Source organism: Aggregatibacter segnis (genome assembly GCF_003130075.1).
Taxonomy (GTDB): domain Bacteria; phylum Pseudomonadota; class Gammaproteobacteria; order Enterobacterales; family Pasteurellaceae; genus Aggregatibacter; species Aggregatibacter segnis_A.
This window is the reverse complement of the sequence record NZ_NRCW01000005.1, coordinates 33339-57457: the sequence shown is the minus strand read 5'-3', so window position 1 is coordinate 57457 and position 24119 is coordinate 33339. Positions and strand designations below refer to the sequence as shown.

Genomic DNA, 24119 nt, shown 5'->3' with positions numbered 1-24119 from the left:
TGAAAGCTCCATATTAAAGAGAAGAGAGAATGTGTTGTGCCGTGGTGGCGATTTTGCGGCGGAAAAATAGCAGTTGCCATTTGGTGCCGCCCACTTGTTGCCACAAAATAGCGGAACGGATGCCGGCTAATAACGCGGCGCGAATGCGATTTTGTGTGCCTAAATGCTGTAAATATTGAGTCACGCCAGTCACTTGAATTCGGCGACCTAACGGGCTGATAACGTCCACATAAATGCCGGCAAAATTAGACAGCATCTGTTCGTCGAGTAAGTGGTAATGTTCCAGCTGTGTGGGTAAATATTGAATGCGGCGTGCCAATTCTTGTTTGGCTTCCGGGGTTTTGTTGAGTTTTGCCGCCAATGCTAACAGACTGAGCCAATAACGACCTAGTTCCGGCTCGCTGCCGTTAAGCTGTTCGCAAAGTGTGGTTAACCCCAATTTCAGGTTGTTTAGCTCGCCGCCAAAAACATCTAATGCCGTATCCGGTGCGGTTTGTAGCAAACTGTTTAAACCAGTTTCTAATGCCGTTGAGTCCGCTTCGCCATTTAACGCCAGTTGTTGCACTAATTTTGCTGCTTGGCAGACGCCGGCTAGGGCGAGTGTAATGTCGTAATAATTTGCCATTGAGGTTTTAGAATTGCATAAAATAGGTATAAAAAAGTGGGCGGTAATATAGCATTTTTCTGCTATATTTTAAAGGCAATCGGCAATGCCGACGAAATCAATAAGAAATGAAAAAGGAGAAAACGATGCGACGTATTTTTAAAACGTTGTTTTTTATGACCGCACTTTTGCCTCTTGGCACGTTGGCAAAAATCAGTGTGACCAATCCGATCATTTTTGCAACCCAACAGGCGGGTGAACCAACAGCTGTTTTTATGGAATTGCATAATGACGGTAACGAAGCCGTGAATCTTGCGATGGTGCAGAGCAGTCAGCCGGCAAATTTGGTTTTGCACGGCACACAAAACGGCAAAATGATCACCACGGACGGTATTGAAATTCCTGCCAAAGGCAACGTAAAACTGAAGCCGGGTGGTTTACATATTATGGTGTTTGATTCTGCTACGGCTTTGCAGGCAGGGGGACATTTTCCGCTGATGTTGCTGTTTGATAACGGTGAGAAAATTCAAATCGAGGCAAATGTCGTTAAGTATTCACAGTAATATTCTGTAAAAAGACATAAAAAAATGACCGCACTTTTTATTGCGCTTTGTAGGCGAAAAGTGCGGTCTGTTTTTTAGCTATTTTTTACAATGATTATTTTGTTGGGTAATCCCACCAAATATCAAATAATTCGCTAACTTCCACTTGTTCTAAGCCGTTTTGCGTTAACCAGTTTTTCACTAATTCTTGGTGAGACGCATCGCATTTACCGATTTTTTCTAAGCACACTAAACCTTCCCAGTGTAAGTAGCCGCTGCCTTCATAAGCCAAACCGTTTTGTTGGATCACTTCGCTGATGAAGCGGTCAACGGTGCTGTCGATTTGTTCTACGGAAGTGCCTTCAGCAAATTGCCATTGCACTAAAAAGCCTAATTCTTGGAATTCGGCGATATGCATTTTTTTGCGTTGTCTTTGGTTACGTTTAATAGCCATGATGATTTCCTTCTATTGAGGTGGATGAAATTAAGATTTGATGAAATACAGATCCCATACGCCGTGCCCAAGACGGTGACCACGTTCTTCAAATTTGGTCAGAGGGCGAAAATCAGGGCGAGGGATGTAGTCGTTTGTGTCTGACGTATTGCGTAATTGCGGATATTGTTGCAACACTTCCAACATATGTTCTGCATAGTTTTGCCAGTCGGTTGCCATATGAATGAAAGCACCCGCCTGTAATTTATTCAATAAACGGTCGATAAAGTGCGGTTGCACGATACGGCGTTTATGATGTCTCGCTTTGTGCCACGGATCCGGGAAAAACAGCTGTAACCCGCCGAGACTTTGATCAGCAATGCTGTCGCGTAGAATTTCGGTGGCATCGTGGCAAATGACACGTAAATTAGTGACGCCTTTTTCTACGGCATAGGCGATACAAGCGCCTACACCCGGTGTATGCACTTCAATGCCTAAGTAGTTTTTATCAGGATTTTGTGCCGCCATTTCCACCAACGAACTGCCCATGCCGAAGCCAATTTCCAAAATGACAGGATTGTCGTTGCCGTAAATTGCATTGAAATCAAATGGCTGCGGTTGATAGTCCAAGCCGAGCGCTGCCCAGTTTTGGTTCATGGCGTTTTTTTGATAATCGCTTAAGCGTCCTGTGCGTAACACGAAGCTGCGCACTTTGCGTTTATAACGTCCGTCTTTGGTAAACTCGGCAGCCTCAACGGTTTTGCGTTTTTGGTCGGCAAAAGTCGATTGAATGGAATGTTCTGATTGCGTTTCTAACATGTCTTCTTTGAAGTTGAAATTATTGTCTGCGGAAAATTTTAGCGGCTGATTATAGGCTGTTTCCAATACATTAGCAATTTAGCCCGGTTAAGCACTAAGTGATTTCTTGAAGTTTGCTGAAGGTGCATTGTACTTTGTGATAAACTTTGCCGGTTTTTGTATTATCAAACGGTTGAGAAATAGCGAATATTTTACGCACAATCGAATTAGGTTCGGTTGCTTGTCCTCTTGGATTGTCTGCAAATTGACGCTTAAAAACGTTGTTTTTTACGACCGCACTTTTATGAATATATCAGGATTTATGCTCGCTCAATCATCTCCCCATGCGCCTTTTGCACATGCCGTACTGTCGTGGTATGCCAAATACGGACGAAAAAATTTGCCGTGGCAACAAAATAAAACCTTATATGGTGTTTGGTTGTCAGAAGTGATGTTGCAGCAAACGCAGGTGGCAACGGTCATTCCGTATTTTGAGCGTTTTGTTAAAACGTTTCCTAATTTGACCGCACTTGCTGATGCGCCGTTAGACGAGGTACTGCATTTGTGGACGGGCTTGGGTTATTACGCGCGGGCGCGAAATTTGCATAAAGCCGCGCAAATCATGCGTGATCAATATGGCGGCATATTTCCGACAGAATTTGAACAAGTGTGGGCATTGCCAGGCGTGGGGCGAAGTACTGCGGGGGCGGTGTTGTCTTCTTGTTTGAATGCGCCTTATCCCATTTTGGACGGTAACGTGAAGCGGGTGTTATCCCGTTATTTTGCCGTGGACGGTTGGCCGGGCGAGAAGAAAACGGAAGACCGTTTGTGGCAATTGACGGCTCAGGTGACTCCAACGGAACAGGTGGGGGATTTCAATCAGGCAATGATGGATCTTGGTGCAATGGTGTGTACGCGAACCAAGCCAAAGTGCGATCTTTGCCCGTTGAAAAAAGATTGTCGAGCAAATGCCGAACAAAATTGGCTGGCTTATCCCGGCAAAAAACCGAAAAAAACGCTACCGGAACGGGAAAGTTATTTCTTGTTATTAGAACAAAATGGCAAGATTGCTTTGGAACAACGGGAAAGTGCCGGTTTATGGGGCGGATTGTATTGTTTTCCGCAATTTACTGAAAAGCAGGCGTTGTTAGCCTATTTAGCCGCAAACGGGATTAAGCAATATCAGGAGTGGCCGGCATTTCGTCATACATTTAGCCATTTTCATTTAGATATTTATCCAATTTATGCGCAAGTTGGCAGCTTAACTGAGACCGCAGATGAGGATTGTTCCCCTTGGAAAAAAGTGCCGAAAAAAACGGAGGAATATCAATCAGACCTATTAAGTGCGGTCAAATATTGGTATGATCCGCAGCATCCTGAACCTATCGGGTTGGCAACGCCCGTGAAGAATTTATTAACTCAATATGTAAGGAATCATTATGGCAAGAATGGTGTTTTGTGAACGTTTAAAACAAGAAGCCGAAGGGTTGGATTTTCAGTTATATCCGGGTGAATTGGGTAAACGCATTTTTGATTCTATTAGTAAACAAGCATGGGGCGAATGGATGAAAAAACAAACCATGTTGGTGAATGAGAAAAAATTAAACATGATGAATGCGGATCATCGTAAGTTATTGGAACAGGAAATGGTGAGCTTTCTTTTTGAAGGCAAAGATGTGCATATTGAAGGTTACACTCCTCCTGAAGCGAAATAAAAAATGAAGAAGTATTTAATTTTAGCCCTTATCCCTTTTTTATATGCTTGTGGCGGCGGTTCGCATCATCGGGGATTGGATTACGATGAAGCCTTTGCAAAAGATACCCGTGGTTTGGATATTTTAACCGGACAATTTGCCAATAATATCGACCGCATTTGGGGGGTCAACGAGCTGTTGGTCGCAAGTCGTAAGGACTATGTGAAATATACGGATCGTTACTTTACCCGTAGCCATGTGAGTTTTGATGAAGGTTTAATTACCATCGAAACGCAGGCAGATTTAAACCGTTTACATAATGCGATTGTTCACACCTTATTGATGGGATCTGATGCGAATGGCATCGATTTATTTGCCTCCGGTGATGTGCCGATTAGCTCTCGCCCTTTCTTGGTTGGGCAGGTGATTGATAATCGCGGTGGTTCTATTGCAGATCAGTTTACCGCAAGTAATTTCGCCACATATTTAATTCAAAATAAATTGCAAACTCGCCGGTTATCAAACGGTAATCAAGTGCAATTTGTGGTGATTCCAATGATTGCTAATCACGTGGAAGTACGTGCACAAAAATATTTACCGATTGTGCGTAAAGTTGCGCGTCGTTATGGATTGGATGAAAGTTTAATTCTGGGCATTATGCAAACGGAATCGAGCTTTAACCCGTATGCGATAAGCTATGCTAACGCCATGGGCTTAATGCAAGTTGTGCCGCACACCGCAGGACGCGATGTGTTCCAAATGAAAGGCATGAGTGGTCAACCAAGTAAAAATTATTTGTTTGATCCTGAGAAAAACATTGATGCCGGTGCGGCGTATTTATGGTTGCTACAAAATAAATACTTAGATGGTATTACGAATCCGACATCAAAACGCTTTGCCATGATTTCGGCGTATAACAGCGGTGCCGGTGCGGTATTGCGTGTATTTAACGATGATAAAGAGATGGCCATGATGAAAATTAACCAGCTTTATCCGGAACAAGTGTACCGTATTTTGACAACCAGCCATCCGTCTGCGCAGGCGCGAAATTATTTGGTGAAAGTTGATAAAGCGCAAAAGAGCTATCGTGTCAGACGTTAATCGCAATCTTTTGTGAAATTTATTGCCCGCTTAATAAATATTGAGCGGGCTTTCTTTTTATATAAGAAGTAAAAAATCTTCGATAAATGTAGCATTTATGTACGTTTCGCTTGTTAAATGTGCAAACAAGTTAATTATTTCGTATTTTTTAAAAATAGATGTTGACTTGAAATTCAAAAAAACGTTTAATACGCACCACTGATGAGTTGCCTCGATAGCTCAGTCGGTAGAGCAGGGGATTGAAAATCCCCGTGTCGGTGGTTCGATTCCGCCTCGAGGCACCACTATTCCTCCTTAGTTCAGTCGGTAGAACGGTGGACTGTTAATCCATATGTCGCAGGTTCGAGTCCCGCAGGAGGAGCCAAATTCTAGAAAGCCGCTAAGTAATTAGCGGCTTTTGTTTTTTCTGATTTTGTATTTTGCAAAGCAAAAAATAACGCATAAATCGGAATCAAATTTATGCGTTATTTTTATCTTTGGGATTGTGACCTAAAAACACTTGGTTTTTGTACCGCTCTTTTCTGAACTCAGCTAGAAAGTGCGGTGGTTTTTCACTGTGTTTTTAGTTAGCGTATTGGTTAATTGCCTGAGTGACTTCTTGATCTTTATAAATAGATTGAACGATGTCATTAAAGGTTTCACCTAGCACCTTTTGGATCTCTGAATTTTGGGCAGAGAATGCACCCGAGTGGCTACGTGTGGTACCAATATTTTTGGTGAATTGGCCCTTCGCCCCTTGAACATGAATGGCTAACTGGATTTTGCTATCGATATCATAGCGTAAGTTTCCTTGATTGACTTTAGCAAAAAACTCTTGCACGTTTACGGTGACTGCGGCATTCGCGTTGTTTGCCGTGCCGATGCGAAATCCTTTACTGATAAGGTTTTGTTGTTCAACTTGTTGGAATAGCTCGGTGACACTTGGCATCGCGGATAATTTGACGAGTTTCCCATCGGCAACATAACTAGAAATTTCAGGTGCTTGGCGCATATCGCGAGTGGTGACGTAAACAACAGCGGATTGGTTAACATTCATGCTTGCTTGTGGCGCAGCAGGTGTAAAACGTAACGTGTTGGATTCACTTTGGCAACCACTCAATAATGCACTTGAAAGTAAGACTGAACCGAGTATTAAGGTTTTCATGTTAAATTTCATAATATCCTCATAAGTTTAAATAAATTTGTATTATTCTTACAAAGTTATAACTGATTGTATAGTCTCTCCCATTTAATTTAATCATTTGTTTTAGGAAGAAAGAAATATGTCAAAACAACAAGAATTAGAGCAACGATTACGCCAAGAATTTCAACCGCACTTTATTGTGGTTGAAAATGAAAGCTATATGCACAGTTCTGGGCGTGGCGCAGATTCACATTTTAAAATCGTATTAGTAAGTGACGCCTTTGAGGGGAGCAGCAAAGTTGCTCGTCACCGCCAAATTTACCAATTTCTCTCTCAAGATTTACAAAATGGTATTCATGCTTTGGCATTGCATCTTTATACCAAACAAGAATGGGATGAATTGGGGCAACAATTCCCCAAATCCCCTCATTGTGCGGGTGTTGGGCAATAAGTCCCTTACCTCTTTGTAATTACCCAATAAAAATTAAAAAATTGATTTTTGGCAAAGAATGTGAAGTTTTTCACAAAAATACATAAACAATCGGCTTTCAAAGTGGTAAGAACGTTATTATTTGGTTAAAATAAATCAATTTTTTTAGCAAAAATTTAACGTTTTTACGGACGAAAATGTCCGTAAAATTAAAACAGAATTTGAGTTTTATTTTTATCGGTTGGAGAGTGGTTATTTAGGCATAGCGGTGTTTTGCCGTTTTCTTCTTTAATCATTTCAACAACTATCACTCAAGACGAGGTAATAACCTTAGGGTTATTGCTGTATTTTTAATCTAACAAAAGTAGTGCAAACAATATGATTACGATTAAAAAAGGCTTGGATCTTCCTATTGCAGGAAAACCGGAGCAGGTAATCCATAACGGGAATACCGTTACTGAAGTTGCTTTGCTTGGTGAAGAGTATGTGGGAATGCGCCCTTCTATGAAGGTTCGCGAAGGTGATGTAGTGAAAAAAGGTCAGGTGCTTTTTGAAGACAAAAAGAATCCTGGTGTCATTTTCACCGCGCCTGCGAGTGGCACGATCACAGCAATTCATCGTGGCGAAAAGCGTGTATTGCAATCTGTGGTAATTAAAGTTGAAGGCGATGAAGCGCTTTCTTTCGATAAATACCCGGCAGCTGAATTGAACACGTTAAGTGCGGAGCAAGTGCGTAAAAATTTACAGGAATCTGGTTTGTGGACAGCGTTCCGTACCCGTCCATTCAGCAAAGTGCCTGCGATTGATGGAGTACCTTCATCCATTTTTGTTAATGCGATGGACACGAATCCGTTAGCGGCAGATCCTGCGGTTATTATTGCTGCGTCCGAAAATGATTTCGTCAATGGTTTAACTGTGTTAAGTCGTTTACATGATGGCAACATTCACTTATGCAAAGCGCCTGATAATAAAATTCCAGCATCACATGCGAGTAATGTGGTGATTAATGAATTTGCAGGTCCTCATCCGGCGGGTTTAAGTGGTACTCATATCCACTTTATTGAGCCTGTAGGAATGAATAAAACTGTTTGGTATATCAACTATCAAGATGTGATTGCTATCGGTAAATTATTCACAACCGGCGAGCTTAATGTAGAACGTGTGGTTTCTCTTGCGGGACCACAAGTCAAATCGCCACGTTTAGTGCGTACGGTTATTGGGGCTAACCTTTCCCAATTAACGAAGGACGAGTTAAGTGCGGGTGAAAATCGCGTTATTTCCGGTTCGGTACTTTACGGTCAAACAGCAAAAGGTGCTCACGACTATCTCGGTCGTTATGCATTGCAAGTTTCTGTGATCGAAGAAGGTAATGAAAAAGAATTCTTCGGCTGGATTACGCCACAACCGAATAAATATTCGATTACCCGAACTGTACTTGGTCACTTCGGTAAGAAATTATTCAACTTTACTACCGCAGAAAATGGTGGTGAGCGTGCGATGGTACCAATCGGTAGCTATGAGCGTGTCATGCCGTTGGATATTTTACCGACATTATTATTACGTGATTTAATCGTGGGTGATACCGATGGTGCACAAGCGTTAGGTTGTCTTGAATTAGACGAAGAAGACTTGGCGTTATGCTCTTTCGTTTGCCCGGGCAAATATGAATACGGTTCAATCTTGCGTCACGTTTTAGATAAGATTGAGAAGGAAGGTTAAAAATGGGTTTGAAAAATCTTTTTGAAAAAATGGAACCCGCGTTTTTACCAGGCGGTAAATACAGCAAGCTTTATCCGATCTTTGAATCGATTTATACCTTGCTTTATACACCGGGTACAGTAACGCACAAAAACACACATGTTCGCGATGCGTTAGACTCAAAACGTATGATGATTACGGTTTTCCTAGCATTGTTCCCAGCGATTTTCTACGGTATGTACAATGTGGGTAACCAAGCGATCCCAGCCTTAAATCAATTAGGCAATTTAGATCAATTAATTGCTAACGATTGGCACTATGCACTTGCAAGTTCATTAGGTTTAGATTTAACCAATAATGCAACTTGGGGCTCAAAAATGGCGTTAGGGGCGATTTTCTTCTTACCAATTTACTTAGTGGTGTTTACCGTATGTACGATGTGGGAATTATTATTCTCAGTTGTGCGTGGTCACGAAGTGAATGAAGGGATGTTCGTTTCTACGATTCTGTTTGCCTTAATCGTTCCGCCAACATTGCCACTATGGCAAGCCGCACTTGGTATCAGCTTTGGTATTGTTGTTGCAAAAGAAATCTTTGGTGGTGTAGGTCGTAACTTTATGAACCCTGCGCTTGCTGGTCGTGCATTCTTATTCTTCGCTTATCCGGCTCAAATTTCCGGTGACTTAGTATGGACTGCTGCAGATGGTTTCTCAGGCGCAACCGCACTTTCACAATGGTCACAAGGTGGTCAAGCTGCATTACAACATACCGTAAGTGGTCAACCAATTACTTGGATGGATGCGTTCATCGGTAATATTCCTGGTTCAATGGGGGAGGTTTCAACGCTCGCATTGTTAATCGGTGGTGCTATGATTGTGTTCACCCGTATTGCCTCTTGGCGCATTATGGCGGGTGTGATGATCGGTATGGTCGGTACTGCAACCCTCTTTAATCTTATCGGTTCTGATTCTAACCCAATGTTCTCTATGCCTTGGCATTGGCACTTCGTATTAGGTGGTTTTGCACTTGGTATGATCTTCATGGCAACTGACCCTGTTTCCGCTTCATTTACTAATACCGGTAAATGGTGGTACGGCGCGTTAATTGGTGTGATGGCAGTATTAATTCGTACAGTGAACCCAGCTTACCCAGAAGGGATGATGTTAGCGATCTTATTTGCAAACTTGTTTGCACCAATTTTCGACTACATCGTGGTTCAAGCAAATATCAAACGTCGGAGAGCAAGAACAAATGGCTAAATTTAATAAAGATAGCGTTGGCGGTACAGTTACCGTTGTTGTATTGCTAAGTTTGGTGTGTTCTATCGTGGTTTCCGGTGCCGCAGTTGCATTGAAATCAAAACAAGATGAACAAAAAGCACTTGACGTTCAGCGTAATATTTTAACGGTTGCCGGCCTAATGAAAGAAGATAATGCTTCTGTCATTAAAGACACTTATAACAAGTTTATTGAACCGCGTTTAGTGGATTTGCAAAGCGGTGATTTTATTCAAGCATCAAAAGATGATGTGGAAAAGTTTGATCCAAAAACAGCGGTAAAATCGACCGCACTTAGCCAAGCAATTCCTGCTGAACAAGATAAAGCGGGTATTAAAGTGCGTGCAAATCAGGCGCGTGTTTACCTTGTGAAAGATGAACAAGGCAATGTCAGCCAAGTGGTATTACCAATGTATGGTCGTGGTTTATGGTCAACAATGTACGGTTTCGTTGCGGTTGCCCCAGATGCCAATACCATCAAAGGCATTACTTACTATGATCAAGGTGAAACAGCCGGTCTTGGTGGTGAAATCGCTAATCCGCGTTGGCAAGCACTTTTCGTAGATAAAAAACTGTTTGATGATAATCAACGTGTGGCTATTCGTGTTGCTAAAAATGCGTCTTCTAACAAAGAACACGGCGTTGATGCCTTATCAGGTGCAACTTTAACCTCAAATGGTGTGCAAGGTTCTTTTGATTATTGGTTTAGCCAAAATGGTTTTGGTCCATTCTTAGCAAAATTTAAAGCGGGGGCAAGATAATGGCTGATGCAAAAAGCAATTTAAAAGCACTTTTGCTTGATCCGATCGCAAAAAATAACCCAATTGCGCTGCAAATTTTGGGTATTTGTTCTGCATTAGCGGTCACCACTCAACTACAAACCGCGATCGTTATGGCAATTGCAGTAAGTTTAGTAACCGGTTTTTCCAGTATGTTTATTTCAATGATTCGTCATTACATCCCAAACAGTATTCGTATCATTGTGCAACTGGCGATTATCGCGTCTTTGGTAATCTTGGTTGACCAAGTTTTAAAAGCCTTTGCTTACGGCTTGTCCAAACAATTATCGGTATTTGTCGGTTTAATTATTACCAACTGTATCGTAATGGGCCGCGCAGAAGCTTTTGCGATGAAATCTCGTCCGCTTGAAAGCTTTGTTGACGGTATCGGTAACGGTTTAGGCTACGGTGCGATTTTATTGATCGTGGCAACTTTACGTGAATTAATCGGTTCCGGCCGTTTATTCGGCTTACCGGTATTCCAAACCATTCAAGACGGCGGTTGGTATCAACCGAACGGTTTGTTCCTTCTTGCACCAAGTGCGTTCTTTATTATCGGCTTCGTGATTTGGGGCTTAAGAACGTGGAAACCTGAGCAACAGGAGAAATAATCAATGGAACATTATATTAGCCTATTCGTGAAGGCGATCTTCATTGAAAACATGGCGCTTTCTTTCTTCTTAGGGATGTGTACTTTCCTTGCAGTTTCTAAGAAAGTTTCTACGGCGTTTGGCCTTGGTGTTGCGGTAACAGTGGTACTTGGTATTGCGGTGCCTGCGAACCAATTTGTATACGAACATGTATTAAAAGATGGCGCATTGGTAGAAGGTGTAAGCCTTGAGTTTTTAAACTTTATTACCTTTATCGGGATTATTGCGGGTCTTGTTCAATTACTTGAAATGACTTTAGATAAATTCTTCCCAGCACTTTATAACGCATTAGGTATTTTCCTTCCACTTATCGCTGTAAACTGTGCGATCTTTGGTGGTGTATCTTTTGCTGTACAACGTGAATACACTTTTGCAGAATCTGCAGTTTATGGTGTGGGTGCAGGGTTAGGTTGGATGTTAGCAATCGTTGCACTTGCAGGCTTAACCGAAAAAATGAAATATGCCGATGTGCCGGCCGGTTTGAAAGGTTTAGGGATTACCTTTATCTCTGCAGGCTTAATGGCGCTTGGCTTTATGTCATTTTCCGGTATTCAGTTATAAGGAGTGCATAAATGAGCGAAACAACAATTCTTGTACTCGGTGTTGCAGCCTTTACCGCGATCGTTTTAGTGCTTGTAGCAATCATCTTATTTGCTAAATCCAAATTAGTGGATTCCGGCGACATTACCATTAAGATTAATGATGACCCAAGCAAAGCGATTACTTTACCAGCAGGTGGAAAATTACTTGGCGCACTTGCCAGCAAAGGTATTTTCGTGTCTTCTGCCTGTGGTGGTGGTGGTTCTTGTGGTCAATGTATCGTCAAAGTTAAAAGTGGTGGCGGTGAAATTTTACCGACAGAGCTATCTCACATTACTAAACGTGAAGCGAAAGAAGGCTATCGTCTTTCTTGCCAAGTTAACGTTAAAGGCAATATGGATATTGAATTGCCGGAAGAAATCTTTGGTGTGAAAAAATGGGAATGTACCGTTATTTCTAATGATAACAAAGCAACCTTCATCAAAGAGCTTAAGTTGGCGATTCCTGAAGGTGAAGAGGTACCATTCCGTGCAGGTGGTTATATCCAAATTGAAGCTGATCCACATACGGTTTACTACAAAGATTTTGATATTCCAGAAGAATACCATGAGGATTGGGACAAATACGATTTATGGCGTTATGTGTCTAAAGTGGATGAGCATATTATCCGTGCTTACTCTATGGCGTCTTATCCGGAAGAAAAAGGCATCATCATGTTGAACGTGCGTATCGCAACGCCTCCACCACGTCAACCGGATGCGCCTCCGGGACAAATGTCTTCTTATATTTGGTCATTAAAACCAGGTGATAAAGTGACAATTTCAGGTCCATTCGGTGAATTCTTCGCGAAAGAAACCGATAATGAGATGGTCTTCATCGGTGGTGGTGCGGGTATGGCACCAATGCGTTCTCATATCTTTGACCAATTAAAACGTTTACACTCTAAACGTAAAATGTCTTTCTGGTATGGTGCGCGTTCTAAACGTGAAATTTTCTATCAAGAAGACTTTGACCAATTACAAGCCGAAAACGATAACTTCGTATGGCATGTGGCGCTTTCAGATGCATTGCCGGAAGACAATTGGACAGGCTACACAGGTTTTATTCACAATGTCCTTTATGAAAATTATTTGAAAAATCATGAAGCACCTGAAGATTGTGAATACTATATGTGCGGACCTCCGGTCATGAACGCTGCGGTAATCAAAATGTTGAAAGACCTCGGTGTTGAAGACGAAAACATCTTATTGGATGACTTTGGTGGTTAATCCCGTTTAGGTTTAAAAACACCGTAAAAACGACCGCACTTTCTTCTTAAGTGCGGTCAATTTTTACAGCGTTTTCCATCTTGATTCATCACACGCAAATCAATTTCAACAGTTGGTTTGCGTGTGATCCATTTTATGTTAGGAAAGTATTGTGCAAATCTCTCATTTATTCGTTCGCGGGCTTACTTTTGTCGCCATCGCATTGACGCTAAGCGCTTGCGATCAGAAAGCGACGTCACAACAAGCAGAAACGCAGCAAGCAGTGGCAGCAAAAAATGAAATAGTTGCCCTGAGTGGTAAAACGATGGGAACCACTTATCACATTAAATATTGGGGCAATAATGAAGTTTCTATCACATCACAACAAGTGCATGAACAGATTGAAGTGATTCTGAAAGAGGTGAACGCCAAAATGTCCACTTACATCCAGGATTCTGAAATCAGTCGTTTTAATCAAAATACACAGACGAATACACCGATTGAAGTCTCGGCAGATTTTGCGCTTGTGGTTAAAGAAGCAATGCGTTTAAATCAGGTGACACAAGGTGCGTTGGATGTAACCGTTGGACCGGTAGTTAATCTTTGGGGCTTTGGGCCGGAAAAGCGTGTGGAAAAACAGCCAACGCAAGAGCAAATTACTGAGCGACAAGCTTCAGTCGGGATTGATAAGTTGTCACTCACTGAAGAGAGTGGTAAGTTTTTCCTCGCAAAAGCCGTACCACAGCTTTATGTGGATCTTTCTTCTATCGCTAAAGGTTTCGGAGTAGATCAAGTGGCAGATTATTTAGAAAGTATTCACGTACAAAACTACATGGTGGAAATCGGCGGTGAAATTCGTGCTAAAGGCAAAAATGCCGAAAATAAACTGTGGCAGATTGCGATTGAACGCCCAACCTTTGACGGTAAGCAAGCAGCCCAACAGATCATCGGTTTAAATAATATGGCTATGGCAACATCAGGTGATTACCGTAATTATTTTGAACAAGATGGTGTGCGTTTTTCCCACGAAATTGATCCGAAAACAGGCTACCCGATTCAACACGCGTTAGCCTCAATTACCGTATTAGCGCCAAGCTCTATGACTGCTGACGGGCTTTCCACCGGTTTATTCGTATTAGGCGAGGAAAAAGCGTTAGCGGTGGCTGAACGGGAAAATTTGCCGATTTTTATGATCATTAAAGACGGTCAGGGATATCGCACGGAAATGTCTTCCGCATTTAAGCAATTTTTGGCTCAGTAAAAATAGCGTTAGAAAAGACTGCACTTTGAATGATAGAGTGCGGTAGATATTTAGATTATTTATGGAGAAATTATGAAATTATTCTTAGTGACTTTTGGGATTTTCATCCTGATTATTTTGACCATGGCATTGGGCTATATCGTAAAACGCCAAGCGCTCAAAGGTAGCTGTGGCGGTTTATCGTCTTTAGGGATTGCGAAAGCCTGTGATTGCGATAAGCCTTGCGATACGTTGCAATCTAAATTGGATGCCGGCGACGAAAATGCGAAGGCAGAATATGAACAAAAATTTGCGCAAAAAGAGAAAGCTCAATTTTACGAAGTGAAGTAGTTCCATTTAACGTTGTGATGAGAGAACAGTATGCCCTATGTCAATATTAAAGTGACCGGTGGTGCAGAGGCGCCGACAGCTAAACAAAAAGCGGAGTTAATTGAAGGTGTCACCCATTTATTACAGAAAGTGTTAAACAAAAATCCCGAAACGACAGTGGTGGTTATTGACGAAGTCGATATGGATAACTGGGGGATTGGCGGAAAAACGGTAACTTCTCGACGTTCAATGAAGTGATCATGCCGTAACCTGTATGAAAGTGCCCGAAATTGTCGGGCATTTTTACTCTTACTTGATTTGCGGTAGAATGCCCAATTATTTATTTAGTGGAACGTTTATTACTAAACTATGAAATCACAAACCTACGAAAAACATTTCCCGAAACTCTCTGCTGAACAGCTTGCCGAAAATGCAACGAAAAAAGTGATTTGTGGCATGTCCGGCGGAGTGGATTCCTCCGTGTCTGCTTTTATTCTTCAACAACAAGGCTACCAAGTGGAAGGCTTGTTTATGAAGAATTGGGAAGAGGATGACGACACCGATTATTGTACAGCCGCCGCGGACTTAGCTGACGCTCAAGCTGTGTGCGACAAGCTTGGTATTAAGCTTCATAAAATCAATTTTGCGGCAGAGTATTGGGATAATGTATTTGAACATTTCCTTAACGAATACAAGGCTGGTCGTACTCCGAATCCGGATATTCTGTGTAACAAAGAAATTAAATTTAAAGCCTTTTTAGAGTATGCCGCAGAAGATTTAGGCGCGAATTATATCGCTACCGGGCATTATGTCCGTCGTCGCGGTACTGATGATAACGCACAATTATTGCGCGGTTTGGATGCTAACAAAGATCAGAGCTATTTTTTATATACATTGAGCAGTAAGCAAGTGGGACAAAGTCTGTTTCCTGTTGGCGACATTGAAAAACCGATTGTACGTGCGATTGCCGAAGATTTAGGTTTGATCACGGCGAAGAAAAAAGATTCTACCGGCATTTGTTTTATTGGTGAGCGTAAATTTAAAGATTTCTTAGCCCGTTACTTGCCGGCGCAACCGGGCAACATTCGCACGGTAGAGGGCGACATTATTGGTCGCCACGATGGCTTGATGTATCACACATTGGGGCAACGCAAAGGCTTGGGTATCGGCGGTGTAAAAGGCGCAAGCGAAGACGCTTGGTATGTGGTGGAAAAGGATCTGGTCAATAACGAGTTAATTGTGGCGCAAGGACATGATCACTCTGCGTTACTTTCTACCGGTTTAATCGCACAACAATTACATTGGGTCGATCGTCAACCGATTCGTGAACCGTTGCGTTGTACAGTGAAAACCCGTTATCGCCAAACGGATGTGCCTTGTACGATTGAGCCTATCGATGATGAAAGCATCAAAGTTATTTTTGATGAGCCGCAAATTGCCGTCACGCCGGGGCAATCAGCCGTCTTCTATTTGGATGAAGTTTGCCTTGGCGGTGGTATCATCGAGCAACAGCTAAAATAGAACAGAAAAGTGCAGTCTAAAATTCATATGTTTTTTAGACCGCACTTGCCAATAATAAAGCCACCTATTTCGGTGGCTTTATTTTTTCATGAAAAGATTAATTTTTGACAAAATCGCTAAAAGTAAGCTCGTATTCATCACCATCCCGACTGTAGGAAATAAAGCGCGGGAATTTTTCCCCTTCGTGTTTTTTTACCACTATATCTTTGCCATCGGTTTTAAATTGATAGGTGATTTCAGTCACCTCTTGTTTGTTGTATTTCACTTGTTTTTTCGTTGTGTTTAGCACTACGTTTTCCATTGGATAAAGCTTTTTACCATTGGTGATTTGGAAACTTTTTGGCAACTTGTCGTAATAACTGAGCTGGAAGGCTACCGTAAATAAATCATAGGTTGGCAAGGTTAACTCTTCGGTTTTAAGTCCATTTTTTATTTTACCGTACTCAATTTTTCGATTGGCAATTTTTGCTTCGGCATAAGGTTTGTCATTACGAGTGTCTTTGTAGCTGAACATGTTAAAAACATTGCTACTTTGCGCACCTTTCGAGATAAATTGAATTTTGTACAAGGGGATATTGATGTTGGCATTGATCGTATATTCAAAGCCATCGGAGTGAAAATGCACATAAGCAGGCATGAGATAATTGGAGCTGTATTTGATGTTCAAATCCGTTGCTTCGGCAGCTTGTACACCGGGAATATAAAGTAATGTAGCAAGTAAAAATAATTTGAGTAATTTCATGTGATTCCTTTTATCTCATTAAATTGTTGTGCAACTTAGAACGAGCCTTCAAGCATAAGTTCCCACTTGAAAGTGCGGTGCTTTTTGGACGCGTTTTGATAAAGCAGTGAGTGGCTTTTCCAAAAGGCGGATAAATTCTCCCTAAAATCGAATAAAAAAGAAAGTAATGTTCAAATATTTGATCAAGATAACAGTTTTTAGGTAGAAATTTTCATAGAATAAGCACAGTTTTTATTTTTAACACTTTTAACACAAAGAGGTAATCTATGACTGACTTAAGTAAAGTTATTAAAGAACTTGAAGCGCTTGGTATTCATGATGTCAAAGAGGTTGTTTATAACCCAAGTTATGAACAATTATTTGAAGAGGAAACTAAACCAGGCTTGGAAGGTTTTGAAAAAGGTACGTTGACCAAAACCGGCGCCGTGGCTGTTGATACCGGCATCTTTACCGGTCGTTCACCGAAAGATAAATATATTGTGTTGGATGACACCACAAAAGATACCGTTTGGTGGAATTCCGATGCGGCGAAAAACGATAACAAACCAATGACCCAAGAAACTTGGGCGAGCTTGAAAGGCATTGTGACTAAACAACTTTCCGGTAAACGCCTATTTGTGGTTGATGGTTTCTGTGGTGCTAGTGAACAAGACCGTATTGCGGTACGTATCGTGACTGAAGTGGCATGGCAGGCACATTTCGTGAAAAACATGTTTATCCGTCCGACAGAAGCTGAATTAAAAGATTTCAAACCAGGTTTCGTGGTGATGAATGGTTCTAAATGCACCAACCCGAACTGGAAAGAGCAAGGTTTGAACTCTGAGAACTTCGTTGCATTTAACTTGACTGAACGTGTTCAGTTAATCGGCGGTACTTGGTACGGCGGTGAAATGAAGAAAGGTATGTTCTCCATGATGAACTACTTCCTACCGCTTAAAGGCGTTGGTGCAATGCACTGCTCTGCTAACGTAGGTAAAGATGGCGATGTGGCTGTATTCTTCGGCTTGTCCGGTACCGGTAAAACCACCCTTTCTACCGATCCAAAACGTGAATTAATCGGTGACGATGAACACGGTTGGGATGATGTGGGTATCTTCAACTTTGAAGGTGGCTGTTACGCGAAAACTATTCACCTTTCTGAAGAAAACGAACCGGATATTTATCGCGCAATCCGTCGTGATGCGTTATTAGAAAACGTGGTTGTGCGTGCAGATGGTTCCGTTGACTTTGATGACGGTTCTAAAACAGAAAATACCCGTGTGTCCTATCCGATTTATCACATCGATAACATCGTTAAACCGGTTTCCCGTGCAGGTCACGCAACGAAAGTGATTTTCTTAACTGCAGACGCATTCGGCGTATTGCCGCCGGTTTCTAAATTAACACCGGAACAAACTAAGTACTACTTCTTATCAGGCTTTACTGCAAAATTAGCGGGTACAGAACGTGGTATCACCGAACCAACCCCAACTTTCTCAGCTTGTTTTGGTGCTGCATTCTTAACTTTACACCCAACTCAATATGCGGAAGTGTTAGTTAAACGTATGCAAGCGGCAGGTGCGGAAGCTTACTTAGTGAACACCGGTTGGAACGGTACAGGTAAACGTATCTCTATTAAAGATACTCGCGGTATTATCGATGCGATTTTAGATGGTTCTATCGAAAAAGCTGAAATGGGCGAATTACCAATCTTCAACTTGGCAATTCCTAACGCTTTACCAGGTGTTGACCCAGCTATCTTAGATCCGCGTGATACTTATGCAGACAAAGCACAATGGGAAGCAAAAGCGAAAGATCTTGCCGGTCGTTTCGTGAAGAACTTCGAAAAATATGCAACAAATGCTGAAGGTAAAGCATTAATTGCTGCAGGTCCTAAAGCGTAATTTGACGAAAGAATAAAAATCCCCGCTATTATCAGCGGGGATTTTTTATGGGAGAGTAAATCAATTAACGAGTTGATAAGGATAATCCCAATGTCTGCAAGAAACGATGTTCTAATGCGAGATCGTTTTTCACTAACGGGTTATGTTGTAGATAATCCGTTTCAAATGTTAAGCGCCAATCTACTAAAGTGCGGTCGATTTTTAATGTGATTTTTTGAGGTTTTTCTGTCGCTTGGCGGGCTCGATTGAGGATAATTGCTAAGCGTAAAATGCGAATTAACGCCAGCACATCTTGCTCGTGATAACGAGAAAATTTAAACATCTCCGGCAATTTGAAATTCCCTAAGTGATAACGTGCCAAAGTTGACAGCAAACGATGTTGCTCGTTGTCATAACCCGGTAACTCAGTGTTGTATAAAATATATGCAGAGTGTTTTTGTAGATTTTTGTGATTGATGACAATGCCCACTTCATGTAAACGTGCAGCCCACAAGAGAACGTCTTTCATTTCAGCAACCATTTCTTGGTTTTGCCAATGTTGGTATTGCTCAAATAGTAACGAGGCACTTTGATGTACCCGTTCGCCCTGTGCTTGGTCAATATTAAACTGTTCCATCAGACCAAGTGCGGTGCGTTCACGAATATTATTGACTTGGAAGTTTTGCTCCAAGCTATACATCACCCCTTCCCGCAGTGCACCATCGGAATAACGCATTTTTTCAATGTGAAAGTTTTCAAAAACTGCACTTAAAATGGCTAAGCCCGGTACAAAAACGTCAGCGCGATCGGGATTTAATCCGTTAAATTGGAGTTGATCAAAGTGGCTAAATAGCAGAGTTTGTTGAATGAGTTGGTTTAAACGTTCAGCTGTAATGGTGCCATTCGGATCAATGTTTTCACAAATAACTTGATGGACGGTTTTAATCGTGCCGGACGAGCCGAGCACGGATTGCCAACCCAAATTTTGGTATTCCCAAGCGAGATCTTCAATTTTGTTTAAAGCGCTTTGTTTTGCCAGACGAAAATTTTCTTCATTGATTTGACCGTGAGGAAAAAATTGTTTTGCAAAACTTACACAGCCCATATGGCGACTTTCATAAATTAATGGCGTAAAGTTATCGCCGATGATCATTTCTGTTGAACCACCACCGATGTCGATAACAAATTTTCGACCAATTTCAGGCTGTGTATGGCAAACGCCGGCGTAGATGGTTTTCGCTTCCGTTTTACCGCTGATAATGTGAATAGGATAAGGGAAGACTTTTGCCGCTTGACGTAGAAATTCTTCATTGTTCACAGCGCGGCGTAAGGTATATGTGCCTACGACATTGACGTTGTCGGCAGGAAAACCCTGTAAGCGCTCTGCAAATAACGCCAAACAGTTGACACCACGTTCAATCGCAGCTGGACTTAGCACTTGGTTCTCATCTAACCCCTCGGCAAGTTGTACTTTTTGCTTAAGGCGGGAAAGTACTTGTAGTGTGCCGTTTACAATACGGGCAATAATCATGTGAAAGCTATTAGAGCCGAGATCAATGGCAGCAATTTCACGCACTTCGCCACGTCGCGCATGCAGTTCATTGGCTTTACTGAGTAAGTTTTCGTTATTCATAGATTAAAATTCAAACTGGTAGAGTAAATCAAAGGCTTGATTAACACCTGATACCGATTGTACATAAAGTTGTGGTAACAAGCGATAACGCAAGGTCACTTCAGCTAAGCCATCGAATAAACCCACACCGTATTTGACTTGTAAACGTGGTGTGATATTGCCGCTCACAACCACTTTAGAACTGTCACCGACACCTTGTGTGCCGAGATTCAGATCTTTAATTCCGAAGGCTTTTCCAATGCCACCTACAACATTCCCGGTCTTAGCTAACCCCATACCTAATAGGGCTGCACCCACAGAGCCACTTGAAGATGCATCGCCACTGTTTTCTAAAGAACGTCCGGTGAGAATGTAGGCTAAAGCCTGATCCTGTGGCATGCCGGGCTCGGAGAAAACAGTCATGCTTGGTGAGCCGGCTAATCCAGTGACTTTCACGCCGGCAGTGACGCTATTGTCCTCCATCGCTTCTGGGTTGCGAATGGCTTCAATATTTAAGAATGGTTGGGAAGGTTGGCCCACAAAACTGATTAACCCTTTGCGAATAATCAAATCTTGCCCAAAGGAGGCGTAACGCCCATTTTTAAGATTAACTTCGCCGTATAAACCCAGGTTCCCCTTTTCTTGTCTTACGCTAAGTAAGCCATGTAAATAGGTTTTGAGCCCATAAGCCTTTAAGCTGACATCATCCCCAATATGAATTTTCAGATCAGATTTTACCGCCATGCCGCTTCGTGTTTCTGCCGGAATATTTTTTGGCAATGTTCTTTTTGTCTTACCGTCTAAAATGACTTCGTCAGCACTGACTTCAATGGCACTATCTGGCAAGCTTTCAATGGCGATTCGCGCTTTGGGGATCTCAATATTTCCCGATAATTCTAAGAGTTTTGGCGAGGCACTGATTTCAATATTGGGACTAATCGTCAATTTCGCCATTGATGGGATGTCCACTTTAAATTTCTCTGCTTGCGCGTTCAAGCGGGTGCGCCATTCATTGATATTCTTCCAATGGGCTTCACCGCTGAGATTTAAGCGACTGTCATCTGTTTGTACAAATCCTTTTAGCGTGGAGTTGGTACCGGCAAAATGTAACGCTAATTCGCTATTTTTAATATCGAAAGGTAAGGCCCGAATTTGGGCGTTCAGTTGTTTAAGTAAAATATCGCCGTTCAGTGTTGGTGCGCTTAGGTTTCCACCTAATGTGAGATTGGCTTTGAGTTCTCCACTGACTTTTTCATCGTTTGCTAAAAGTTGGTTAACAATTGCAGGATTAAGATGAGGAATCGTAAAAGTACCACTCAGTTTACGAGTGTTAACAATATCCTGCAATTTTAAATCGGCATTGATTTTGCCTTGTTCCTGAACATGAACTTCTGTTTTTAAGGCAAGATGGTTATTTGCTAAATTGGCATTTAGTACGACTTTTGGCATGTCTAATTTAAAAGTCCGGTAATCTAATTTTTTTGTCAAAGATAGGGCATTGCCGTTGATTTGTATCTCAGCTGATAGTGGTGCCTGTGTTGACCAGGCTACTTTTCCTTTGCTATTCAGCTGGCCTTTCAAAAGATCCTCTTCAAGTATTTTATTGATAAATGCCAAATCAAAGCGTTTGATTTCAAAAGGTATTTCACCATTAGTGCCGACATTAAAGGTTTGCGGAAAACAAAGATCTATGTTGCTGTGCATCCAGCAATGGGCGGCAATGGTGCTTTGGGTGCTTTTATTGTCGTATGTGACAGCCACGCTTTTGTTCGTTTGGATGTGGCCAAACTCCGTTTTTAGCATAAGTTGGCTAATCGTGCCTTGCCATTGTTGTAAAGTGCGGTCGAAATTTCCGATGATATTCATGTTGGCAGCAATGGGATTTCCTTCTGAAATTAGCTGCAAACTGTGTTTTTGCTCATCTCCTGAAACAGAGAGTTGGAGGTTATTGACCTTGATGTCATTGTAATGAAATCCATTGAGCTGGGCATTAAGCTGACCTTGGATTTGTTGCTCGGTATTTAGCTGCCCCTTAACGCTGGCTTGAGTAAGGTCGATGTCGTAGAAATGAAACTGTTTTGCGGTTAAATCTACGACAAGATTTGGGTGCATAATGTTGCCGGTTACGGCGCTCTTGCCATTAACTGAGGCGGATAAACCGGTCAATAAACCGCTTAAATTCGGCGCATTAATATCAAGAGTAAAATCGGAGACGGAACCAAGGTTGCCTTGTGCGTTGATTTTGTTGTCGCCATAAGTGAACGTGAGCTGCGGCACATTAAGTAATGGCTGTTCTGCCATATGTAAATTACCGGTTAGGCTCAATGGGCGTTGCGACAGTGAACCTTGCAGAGCGATGTCTGAAACCGAAATTTCTGGTTTGCCTTGATTGATTCTTCCCTGTGAATTTAAGCTACCGGAAATGATTGCCGGAAAATCGGCTAAGTAGGCATTAAGCGGCATCTTTGCTAACGCTAAATGCCCATTCCATTCCACACCATCACGCCAATTTAATTTGCCTGTTAAATCTGCCGTGCCATTTAAGGTATTGAGTTTGAGTTGATTAATCGCGATGTCGGATAAATGGGCCACGGCTTGTAATGCCAAATCGCTGTTTGGTATTCCCATGCCACTGACCGCACTTTTAAGTTGTATTTGTGCGGCAGCTAAGTTGCCGCCTACGGTCAAATTGAAATCCTGAATTTTTAACGGATCCTTGTTATTAAAAGGGTATTGTGCTTGAGGCACAGTCAAGTTCACTTGAAGCGGAAAGTTGGGTTCAGCAGCCTGAATTTGAGCATTCAGTTGTGACTCCAACGCGCCCTGGGTTTGCCAAGAAAGTGCGGTCTGTTTTTTTAATGCGCCTGAGAGACGGATTTCCGCTTGGCTTGCCGGCAAAATAAGTTCGTTATTTTGGCGTATATCGTTAATTTTTACGGTGGCATCAAATTGCAACGGAAAATTTTGTTGGCGTTCTAGTTGGCCATTCGCTTGTAACTGACCAAGCGAGCTTTGCACATCAAATTTAGCTAGTTTGATAATATCATCAGTTGCGCTTGCTTGAAGTTCTGCAGCAGAAACGAGGATATCTTGCTCGACAGTATTTTTCCCATTGAGGCTTTGATATCGCCAGTTTTTGCCTTGAACGCCTTGAATGTGTATTGCAAAAGGCAGTTCAACTTGCTGCAATTCACTAAACAGAGGTTTACGGAGAGACTGTTCCAACTCTTCCCATTGAATTGGTGTGGAAGTTTCAGTCTTTTTAGACGTATCGGTATTTTTGGGGGGTGAGGTTAAATCGTGAATAAAGCTGAAATTCTCAATTTGTGTCGGTGCTAATGTTAATCCATTGGCGTTGTTTAAACTTGCTGCCGTATGGAATTTACCTAAACTGATTTTATTTTTATCAAGAGATAATGAGAAATCGTTAACGGCTAACCGATTGATTTGCACCGAGATAGGTAGGAACACATGTTTCATGTTCCCGTTGCTGTTCTTTTTAGGCTCAGAGGGTGGCAGCAAGGCGGTGTCAATCAGAATGGATGGTTGTGTCAGGATGATATCATCAATGCACACGTCTAAATGCCATAAACAGCTTAATTGCAGCTGCAGATGCGCTTCCTCAATATGGGCATCCACACCTTCTGTCTGAAAGCGAAGATGTTTTAATGTTAATCCTTCTTTCAAATTGCCTTGTACTTGTTCAATGGAAAGAGCATCGAGCCCTGCATCTGCCCAGTGGAGGAGTTTGTGCTGACCACTTTCTGTTGAAAGGAGGGCGAAGAGGGCAAAAATAGGTAAAAAAATGACCGCACTTACGAGGCATAAAATCCATCGCCAAAGGCCTGGGGATTTTGCTTTTGTTGTTTGAGCCGCTTTTTCTGTCTGTTCTGTCAT

At 42.0% G+C, this 24119-nt stretch carries 23 protein-coding genes and 2 tRNA genes; 18 read left to right on the top strand and 7 right to left on the bottom strand.

Translation table 11 applies throughout. From position 1 onward, the window contains the following. Nucleotides 1-13: 13 nt before the first annotated feature. Nucleotides 14-625 (bottom strand): high frequency lysogenization protein HflD, encoded by a 612-nt coding sequence (gene hflD, locus DK415_RS07025; RefSeq protein ID WP_048750781.1) that lies wholly within the window; start codon nucleotides 623-625, stop codon nucleotides 14-16. Between the two features lie 125 nt (nucleotides 626-750). On the opposite strand from hflD, the gene DK415_RS07020 reads away from it, so the two are divergent. Further along, nucleotides 751-1167, top strand: coding sequence for a copper chaperone PCu(A)C (locus DK415_RS07020; RefSeq protein ID WP_109433031.1), 417 nt, complete (start codon nucleotides 751-753; stop codon nucleotides 1165-1167). 94 nt (nucleotides 1168-1261) lie between these two features. Here DK415_RS07020 and DK415_RS07015 read toward each other — a convergent pair whose 3' ends face one another. Beyond that, nucleotides 1262-1600 (bottom strand): YggL family protein, encoded by a 339-nt coding sequence (locus DK415_RS07015; protein ID WP_109128869.1) that lies wholly within the window; start codon nucleotides 1598-1600, stop codon nucleotides 1262-1264. 30 nt (nucleotides 1601-1630) lie between these two features. Beyond that, entirely contained in the window at nucleotides 1631-2398 is a 768-nt protein-coding gene (gene trmB, locus DK415_RS07010) for a tRNA (guanosine(46)-N7)-methyltransferase TrmB (protein ID WP_162540479.1), read from the bottom strand. Nucleotides 2399-2699: 301 nt separating this feature from the next. Here trmB and mutY point away from each other — a divergent pair, with 301 nt between their 5' ends. The 5 genes from mutY (at nucleotide 2700) to DK415_RS06985 (ending at nucleotide 5536) form a co-directional block, all read left to right on the top strand. After that, on the top strand, nucleotides 2700-3839 hold the full coding sequence (mutY, locus tag DK415_RS07005) for an A/G-specific adenine glycosylase (RefSeq protein WP_109433030.1): 1140 nt from the start codon (nucleotides 2700-2702) through the stop codon (nucleotides 3837-3839). Then, complete coding sequence (locus tag DK415_RS07000; RefSeq protein WP_006719440.1) at nucleotides 3817-4092, top strand: oxidative damage protection protein; 276 nt, start codon at nucleotides 3817-3819, stop codon at nucleotides 4090-4092. Before mutY ends, DK415_RS07000 begins: the two co-directional genes overlap by 23 nt. Nucleotides 4093-4095: 3 nt before the next feature. Further along, nucleotides 4096-5172: a membrane-bound lytic murein transglycosylase MltC gene (gene mltC, locus DK415_RS06995; RefSeq protein ID WP_109433029.1), complete on the top strand. Its 1077-nt coding sequence runs from the start codon at nucleotides 4096-4098 to the stop codon at nucleotides 5170-5172. Nucleotides 5173-5380: 208 nt separating this feature from the next. Next, nucleotides 5381-5456 (top strand) — tRNA-Phe (locus DK415_RS06990). A 4-nt stretch (nucleotides 5457-5460) separates the two neighbouring features. After that, nucleotides 5461-5536: transfer RNA gene (locus DK415_RS06985), tRNA-Asn, on the top strand. Nucleotides 5537-5734: 198 nt separating this feature from the next. Here DK415_RS06985 and DK415_RS06980 read toward each other — a convergent pair. Continuing rightward, nucleotides 5735-6328 carry a YajG family lipoprotein gene (locus DK415_RS06980; RefSeq protein WP_109433028.1) on the bottom strand — a complete coding sequence of 198 codons (594 nt, stop codon included), beginning with the start codon at nucleotides 6326-6328 and terminating at the stop codon, nucleotides 5735-5737. Nucleotides 6329-6434: 106 nt separating this feature from the next. On the opposite strand from DK415_RS06980, the gene DK415_RS06975 reads away from it, so the two are divergent. The 11 genes from DK415_RS06975 to mnmA all read left to right on the top strand — a co-directional run bounded on the left by DK415_RS06975 (nucleotide 6435) and on the right by mnmA (nucleotide 16006). After that, the gene (locus tag DK415_RS06975; RefSeq protein ID WP_109433027.1) at nucleotides 6435-6746 is read left to right on the top strand and encodes a BolA family protein; all 312 of its coding nucleotides are present in this window, start codon (nucleotides 6435-6437) and stop codon (nucleotides 6744-6746) included. A 357-nt stretch (nucleotides 6747-7103) separates the two neighbouring features. After that, a complete protein-coding gene (locus tag DK415_RS06970; RefSeq protein ID WP_109433026.1) occupies nucleotides 7104-8444 on the top strand; it encodes a Na(+)-translocating NADH-quinone reductase subunit A in 1341 nt (446 codons plus the stop codon). 2 nt (nucleotides 8445-8446) lie between these two features. After that, nucleotides 8447-9682 carry an NADH:ubiquinone reductase (Na(+)-transporting) subunit B gene (locus DK415_RS06965; protein WP_109433025.1) on the top strand — a complete coding sequence of 412 codons (1236 nt, stop codon included), beginning with the start codon at nucleotides 8447-8449 and terminating at the stop codon, nucleotides 9680-9682. Next, complete coding sequence (locus DK415_RS06960) at nucleotides 9675-10460, top strand: Na(+)-translocating NADH-quinone reductase subunit C (protein ID WP_006719428.1); 786 nt, start codon at nucleotides 9675-9677, stop codon at nucleotides 10458-10460. The genes DK415_RS06965 and DK415_RS06960 overlap by 8 nt, the downstream gene beginning before the upstream one ends. Next, nucleotides 10460-11089, top strand: coding sequence for an NADH:ubiquinone reductase (Na(+)-transporting) subunit D (locus DK415_RS06955; protein ID WP_109433024.1), 630 nt, complete (start codon nucleotides 10460-10462; stop codon nucleotides 11087-11089). Before DK415_RS06960 ends, DK415_RS06955 begins: the two co-directional genes overlap by 1 nt. 3 nt (nucleotides 11090-11092) lie before the next feature. Continuing rightward, entirely contained in the window at nucleotides 11093-11689 is a 597-nt protein-coding gene (nqrE, locus tag DK415_RS06950) for an NADH:ubiquinone reductase (Na(+)-transporting) subunit E (RefSeq protein ID WP_048750769.1), read from the top strand. 11 nt (nucleotides 11690-11700) lie between these two features. Continuing rightward, nucleotides 11701-12936, top strand: a complete 1236-nt coding sequence (gene nqrF / locus DK415_RS06945; RefSeq protein ID WP_109128876.1) for an NADH:ubiquinone reductase (Na(+)-transporting) subunit F — start codon at nucleotides 11701-11703, stop codon at nucleotides 12934-12936. 151 nt (nucleotides 12937-13087) lie between these two features. Beyond that, entirely contained in the window at nucleotides 13088-14176 is a 1089-nt protein-coding gene (locus tag DK415_RS06935; RefSeq protein WP_109433023.1) for an FAD:protein FMN transferase, read from the top strand. Between the two features lie 72 nt (nucleotides 14177-14248). After that, nucleotides 14249-14506 carry a (Na+)-NQR maturation NqrM gene (gene nqrM / locus DK415_RS06930; protein WP_109433022.1) on the top strand — a complete coding sequence of 86 codons (258 nt, stop codon included), beginning with the start codon at nucleotides 14249-14251 and terminating at the stop codon, nucleotides 14504-14506. Between the two features lie 30 nt (nucleotides 14507-14536). After that, the gene (locus DK415_RS06925) at nucleotides 14537-14743 is read left to right on the top strand and encodes a tautomerase family protein (protein ID WP_014064153.1); all 207 of its coding nucleotides are present in this window, start codon (nucleotides 14537-14539) and stop codon (nucleotides 14741-14743) included. A gap of 111 nt (nucleotides 14744-14854) precedes the next feature. Beyond that, nucleotides 14855-16006 carry a tRNA 2-thiouridine(34) synthase MnmA gene (mnmA, locus tag DK415_RS06920; RefSeq protein WP_109433021.1) on the top strand — a complete coding sequence of 384 codons (1152 nt, stop codon included), beginning with the start codon at nucleotides 14855-14857 and terminating at the stop codon, nucleotides 16004-16006. A gap of 97 nt (nucleotides 16007-16103) precedes the next feature. On the opposite strand, the gene DK415_RS06915 is transcribed toward mnmA, so the two are convergent. After that, on the bottom strand, nucleotides 16104-16748 hold the full coding sequence (locus DK415_RS06915) for a hypothetical protein (RefSeq protein ID WP_109433020.1): 645 nt from the start codon (nucleotides 16746-16748) through the stop codon (nucleotides 16104-16106). Nucleotides 16749-17014: 266 nt separating this feature from the next. Between DK415_RS06915 and pckA the strand changes: the two genes are divergently transcribed. Then, on the top strand, nucleotides 17015-18631 hold the full coding sequence (pckA, locus tag DK415_RS06910; protein WP_109433019.1) for a phosphoenolpyruvate carboxykinase (ATP): 1617 nt from the start codon (nucleotides 17015-17017) through the stop codon (nucleotides 18629-18631). A 64-nt stretch (nucleotides 18632-18695) separates the two neighbouring features. Here the strand turns inward: pckA and ppx are convergent, their stop codons facing one another. Together ppx and tamB are read right to left on the bottom strand one after the other, a co-directional pair. Next, nucleotides 18696-20243 (bottom strand): exopolyphosphatase, encoded by a 1548-nt coding sequence (gene ppx, locus DK415_RS06905; RefSeq protein ID WP_109433018.1) that lies wholly within the window; start codon nucleotides 20241-20243, stop codon nucleotides 18696-18698. Nucleotides 20244-20246: 3 nt separating this feature from the next. After that, the gene (tamB, locus tag DK415_RS06900) at nucleotides 20247-24119 is read right to left on the bottom strand and encodes an autotransporter assembly complex protein TamB (RefSeq protein WP_109433017.1); all 3873 of its coding nucleotides are present in this window, start codon (nucleotides 24117-24119) and stop codon (nucleotides 20247-20249) included.

What these genes read in the sequence shown, in the direction of transcription:
- tamB (WP_109433017.1), bottom strand. Translation starts at nt 24,119, where the DNA reads ATGACAGAACAGACAGAAAAAGCGGCTCAAACAACAAAAGCAAAATCC.
- DK415_RS07015 (WP_109128869.1), bottom strand. Translation starts at nt 1,600, where the DNA reads ATGGCTATTAAACGTAACCAAAGACAACGCAAAAAAATGCATATCGCC.
- DK415_RS06980 (WP_109433028.1), bottom strand. Translation starts at nt 6,328, where the DNA reads ATGAAATTTAACATGAAAACCTTAATACTCGGTTCAGTCTTACTTTCA.
- nqrF (WP_109128876.1), top strand. Translation starts at nt 11,701, where the DNA reads ATGAGCGAAACAACAATTCTTGTACTCGGTGTTGCAGCCTTTACCGCG.
- DK415_RS06965 (WP_109433025.1), top strand. Translation starts at nt 8,447, where the DNA reads ATGGGTTTGAAAAATCTTTTTGAAAAAATGGAACCCGCGTTTTTACCA.
- DK415_RS06955 (WP_109433024.1), top strand. Translation starts at nt 10,460, where the DNA reads ATGGCTGATGCAAAAAGCAATTTAAAAGCACTTTTGCTTGATCCGATC.
- nqrM (WP_109433022.1), top strand. Translation starts at nt 14,249, where the DNA reads ATGAAATTATTCTTAGTGACTTTTGGGATTTTCATCCTGATTATTTTG.
- DK415_RS06975 (WP_109433027.1), top strand. Translation starts at nt 6,435, where the DNA reads ATGTCAAAACAACAAGAATTAGAGCAACGATTACGCCAAGAATTTCAA.
- DK415_RS06915 (WP_109433020.1), bottom strand. Translation starts at nt 16,748, where the DNA reads ATGAAATTACTCAAATTATTTTTACTTGCTACATTACTTTATATTCCC.
- DK415_RS06970 (WP_109433026.1), top strand. Translation starts at nt 7,104, where the DNA reads ATGATTACGATTAAAAAAGGCTTGGATCTTCCTATTGCAGGAAAACCG.
- ppx (WP_109433018.1), bottom strand. Translation starts at nt 20,243, where the DNA reads ATGAATAACGAAAACTTACTCAGTAAAGCCAATGAACTGCATGCGCGA.
- mutY (WP_109433030.1), top strand. Translation starts at nt 2,700, where the DNA reads ATGCTCGCTCAATCATCTCCCCATGCGCCTTTTGCACATGCCGTACTG.
- hflD (WP_048750781.1), bottom strand. Translation starts at nt 625, where the DNA reads ATGGCAAATTATTACGACATTACACTCGCCCTAGCCGGCGTCTGCCAA.
- DK415_RS06960 (WP_006719428.1), top strand. Translation starts at nt 9,675, where the DNA reads ATGGCTAAATTTAATAAAGATAGCGTTGGCGGTACAGTTACCGTTGTT.
- DK415_RS07020 (WP_109433031.1), top strand. Translation starts at nt 751, where the DNA reads ATGCGACGTATTTTTAAAACGTTGTTTTTTATGACCGCACTTTTGCCT.
- nqrE (WP_048750769.1), top strand. Translation starts at nt 11,093, where the DNA reads ATGGAACATTATATTAGCCTATTCGTGAAGGCGATCTTCATTGAAAAC.
- trmB (WP_162540479.1), bottom strand. Translation starts at nt 2,398, where the DNA reads ATGTTAGAAACGCAATCAGAACATTCCATTCAATCGACTTTTGCCGAC.
- DK415_RS07000 (WP_006719440.1), top strand. Translation starts at nt 3,817, where the DNA reads ATGGCAAGAATGGTGTTTTGTGAACGTTTAAAACAAGAAGCCGAAGGG.
- DK415_RS06925 (WP_014064153.1), top strand. Translation starts at nt 14,537, where the DNA reads ATGCCCTATGTCAATATTAAAGTGACCGGTGGTGCAGAGGCGCCGACA.
- mltC (WP_109433029.1), top strand. Translation starts at nt 4,096, where the DNA reads ATGAAGAAGTATTTAATTTTAGCCCTTATCCCTTTTTTATATGCTTGT.
- mnmA (WP_109433021.1), top strand. Translation starts at nt 14,855, where the DNA reads ATGAAATCACAAACCTACGAAAAACATTTCCCGAAACTCTCTGCTGAA.
- pckA (WP_109433019.1), top strand. Translation starts at nt 17,015, where the DNA reads ATGACTGACTTAAGTAAAGTTATTAAAGAACTTGAAGCGCTTGGTATT.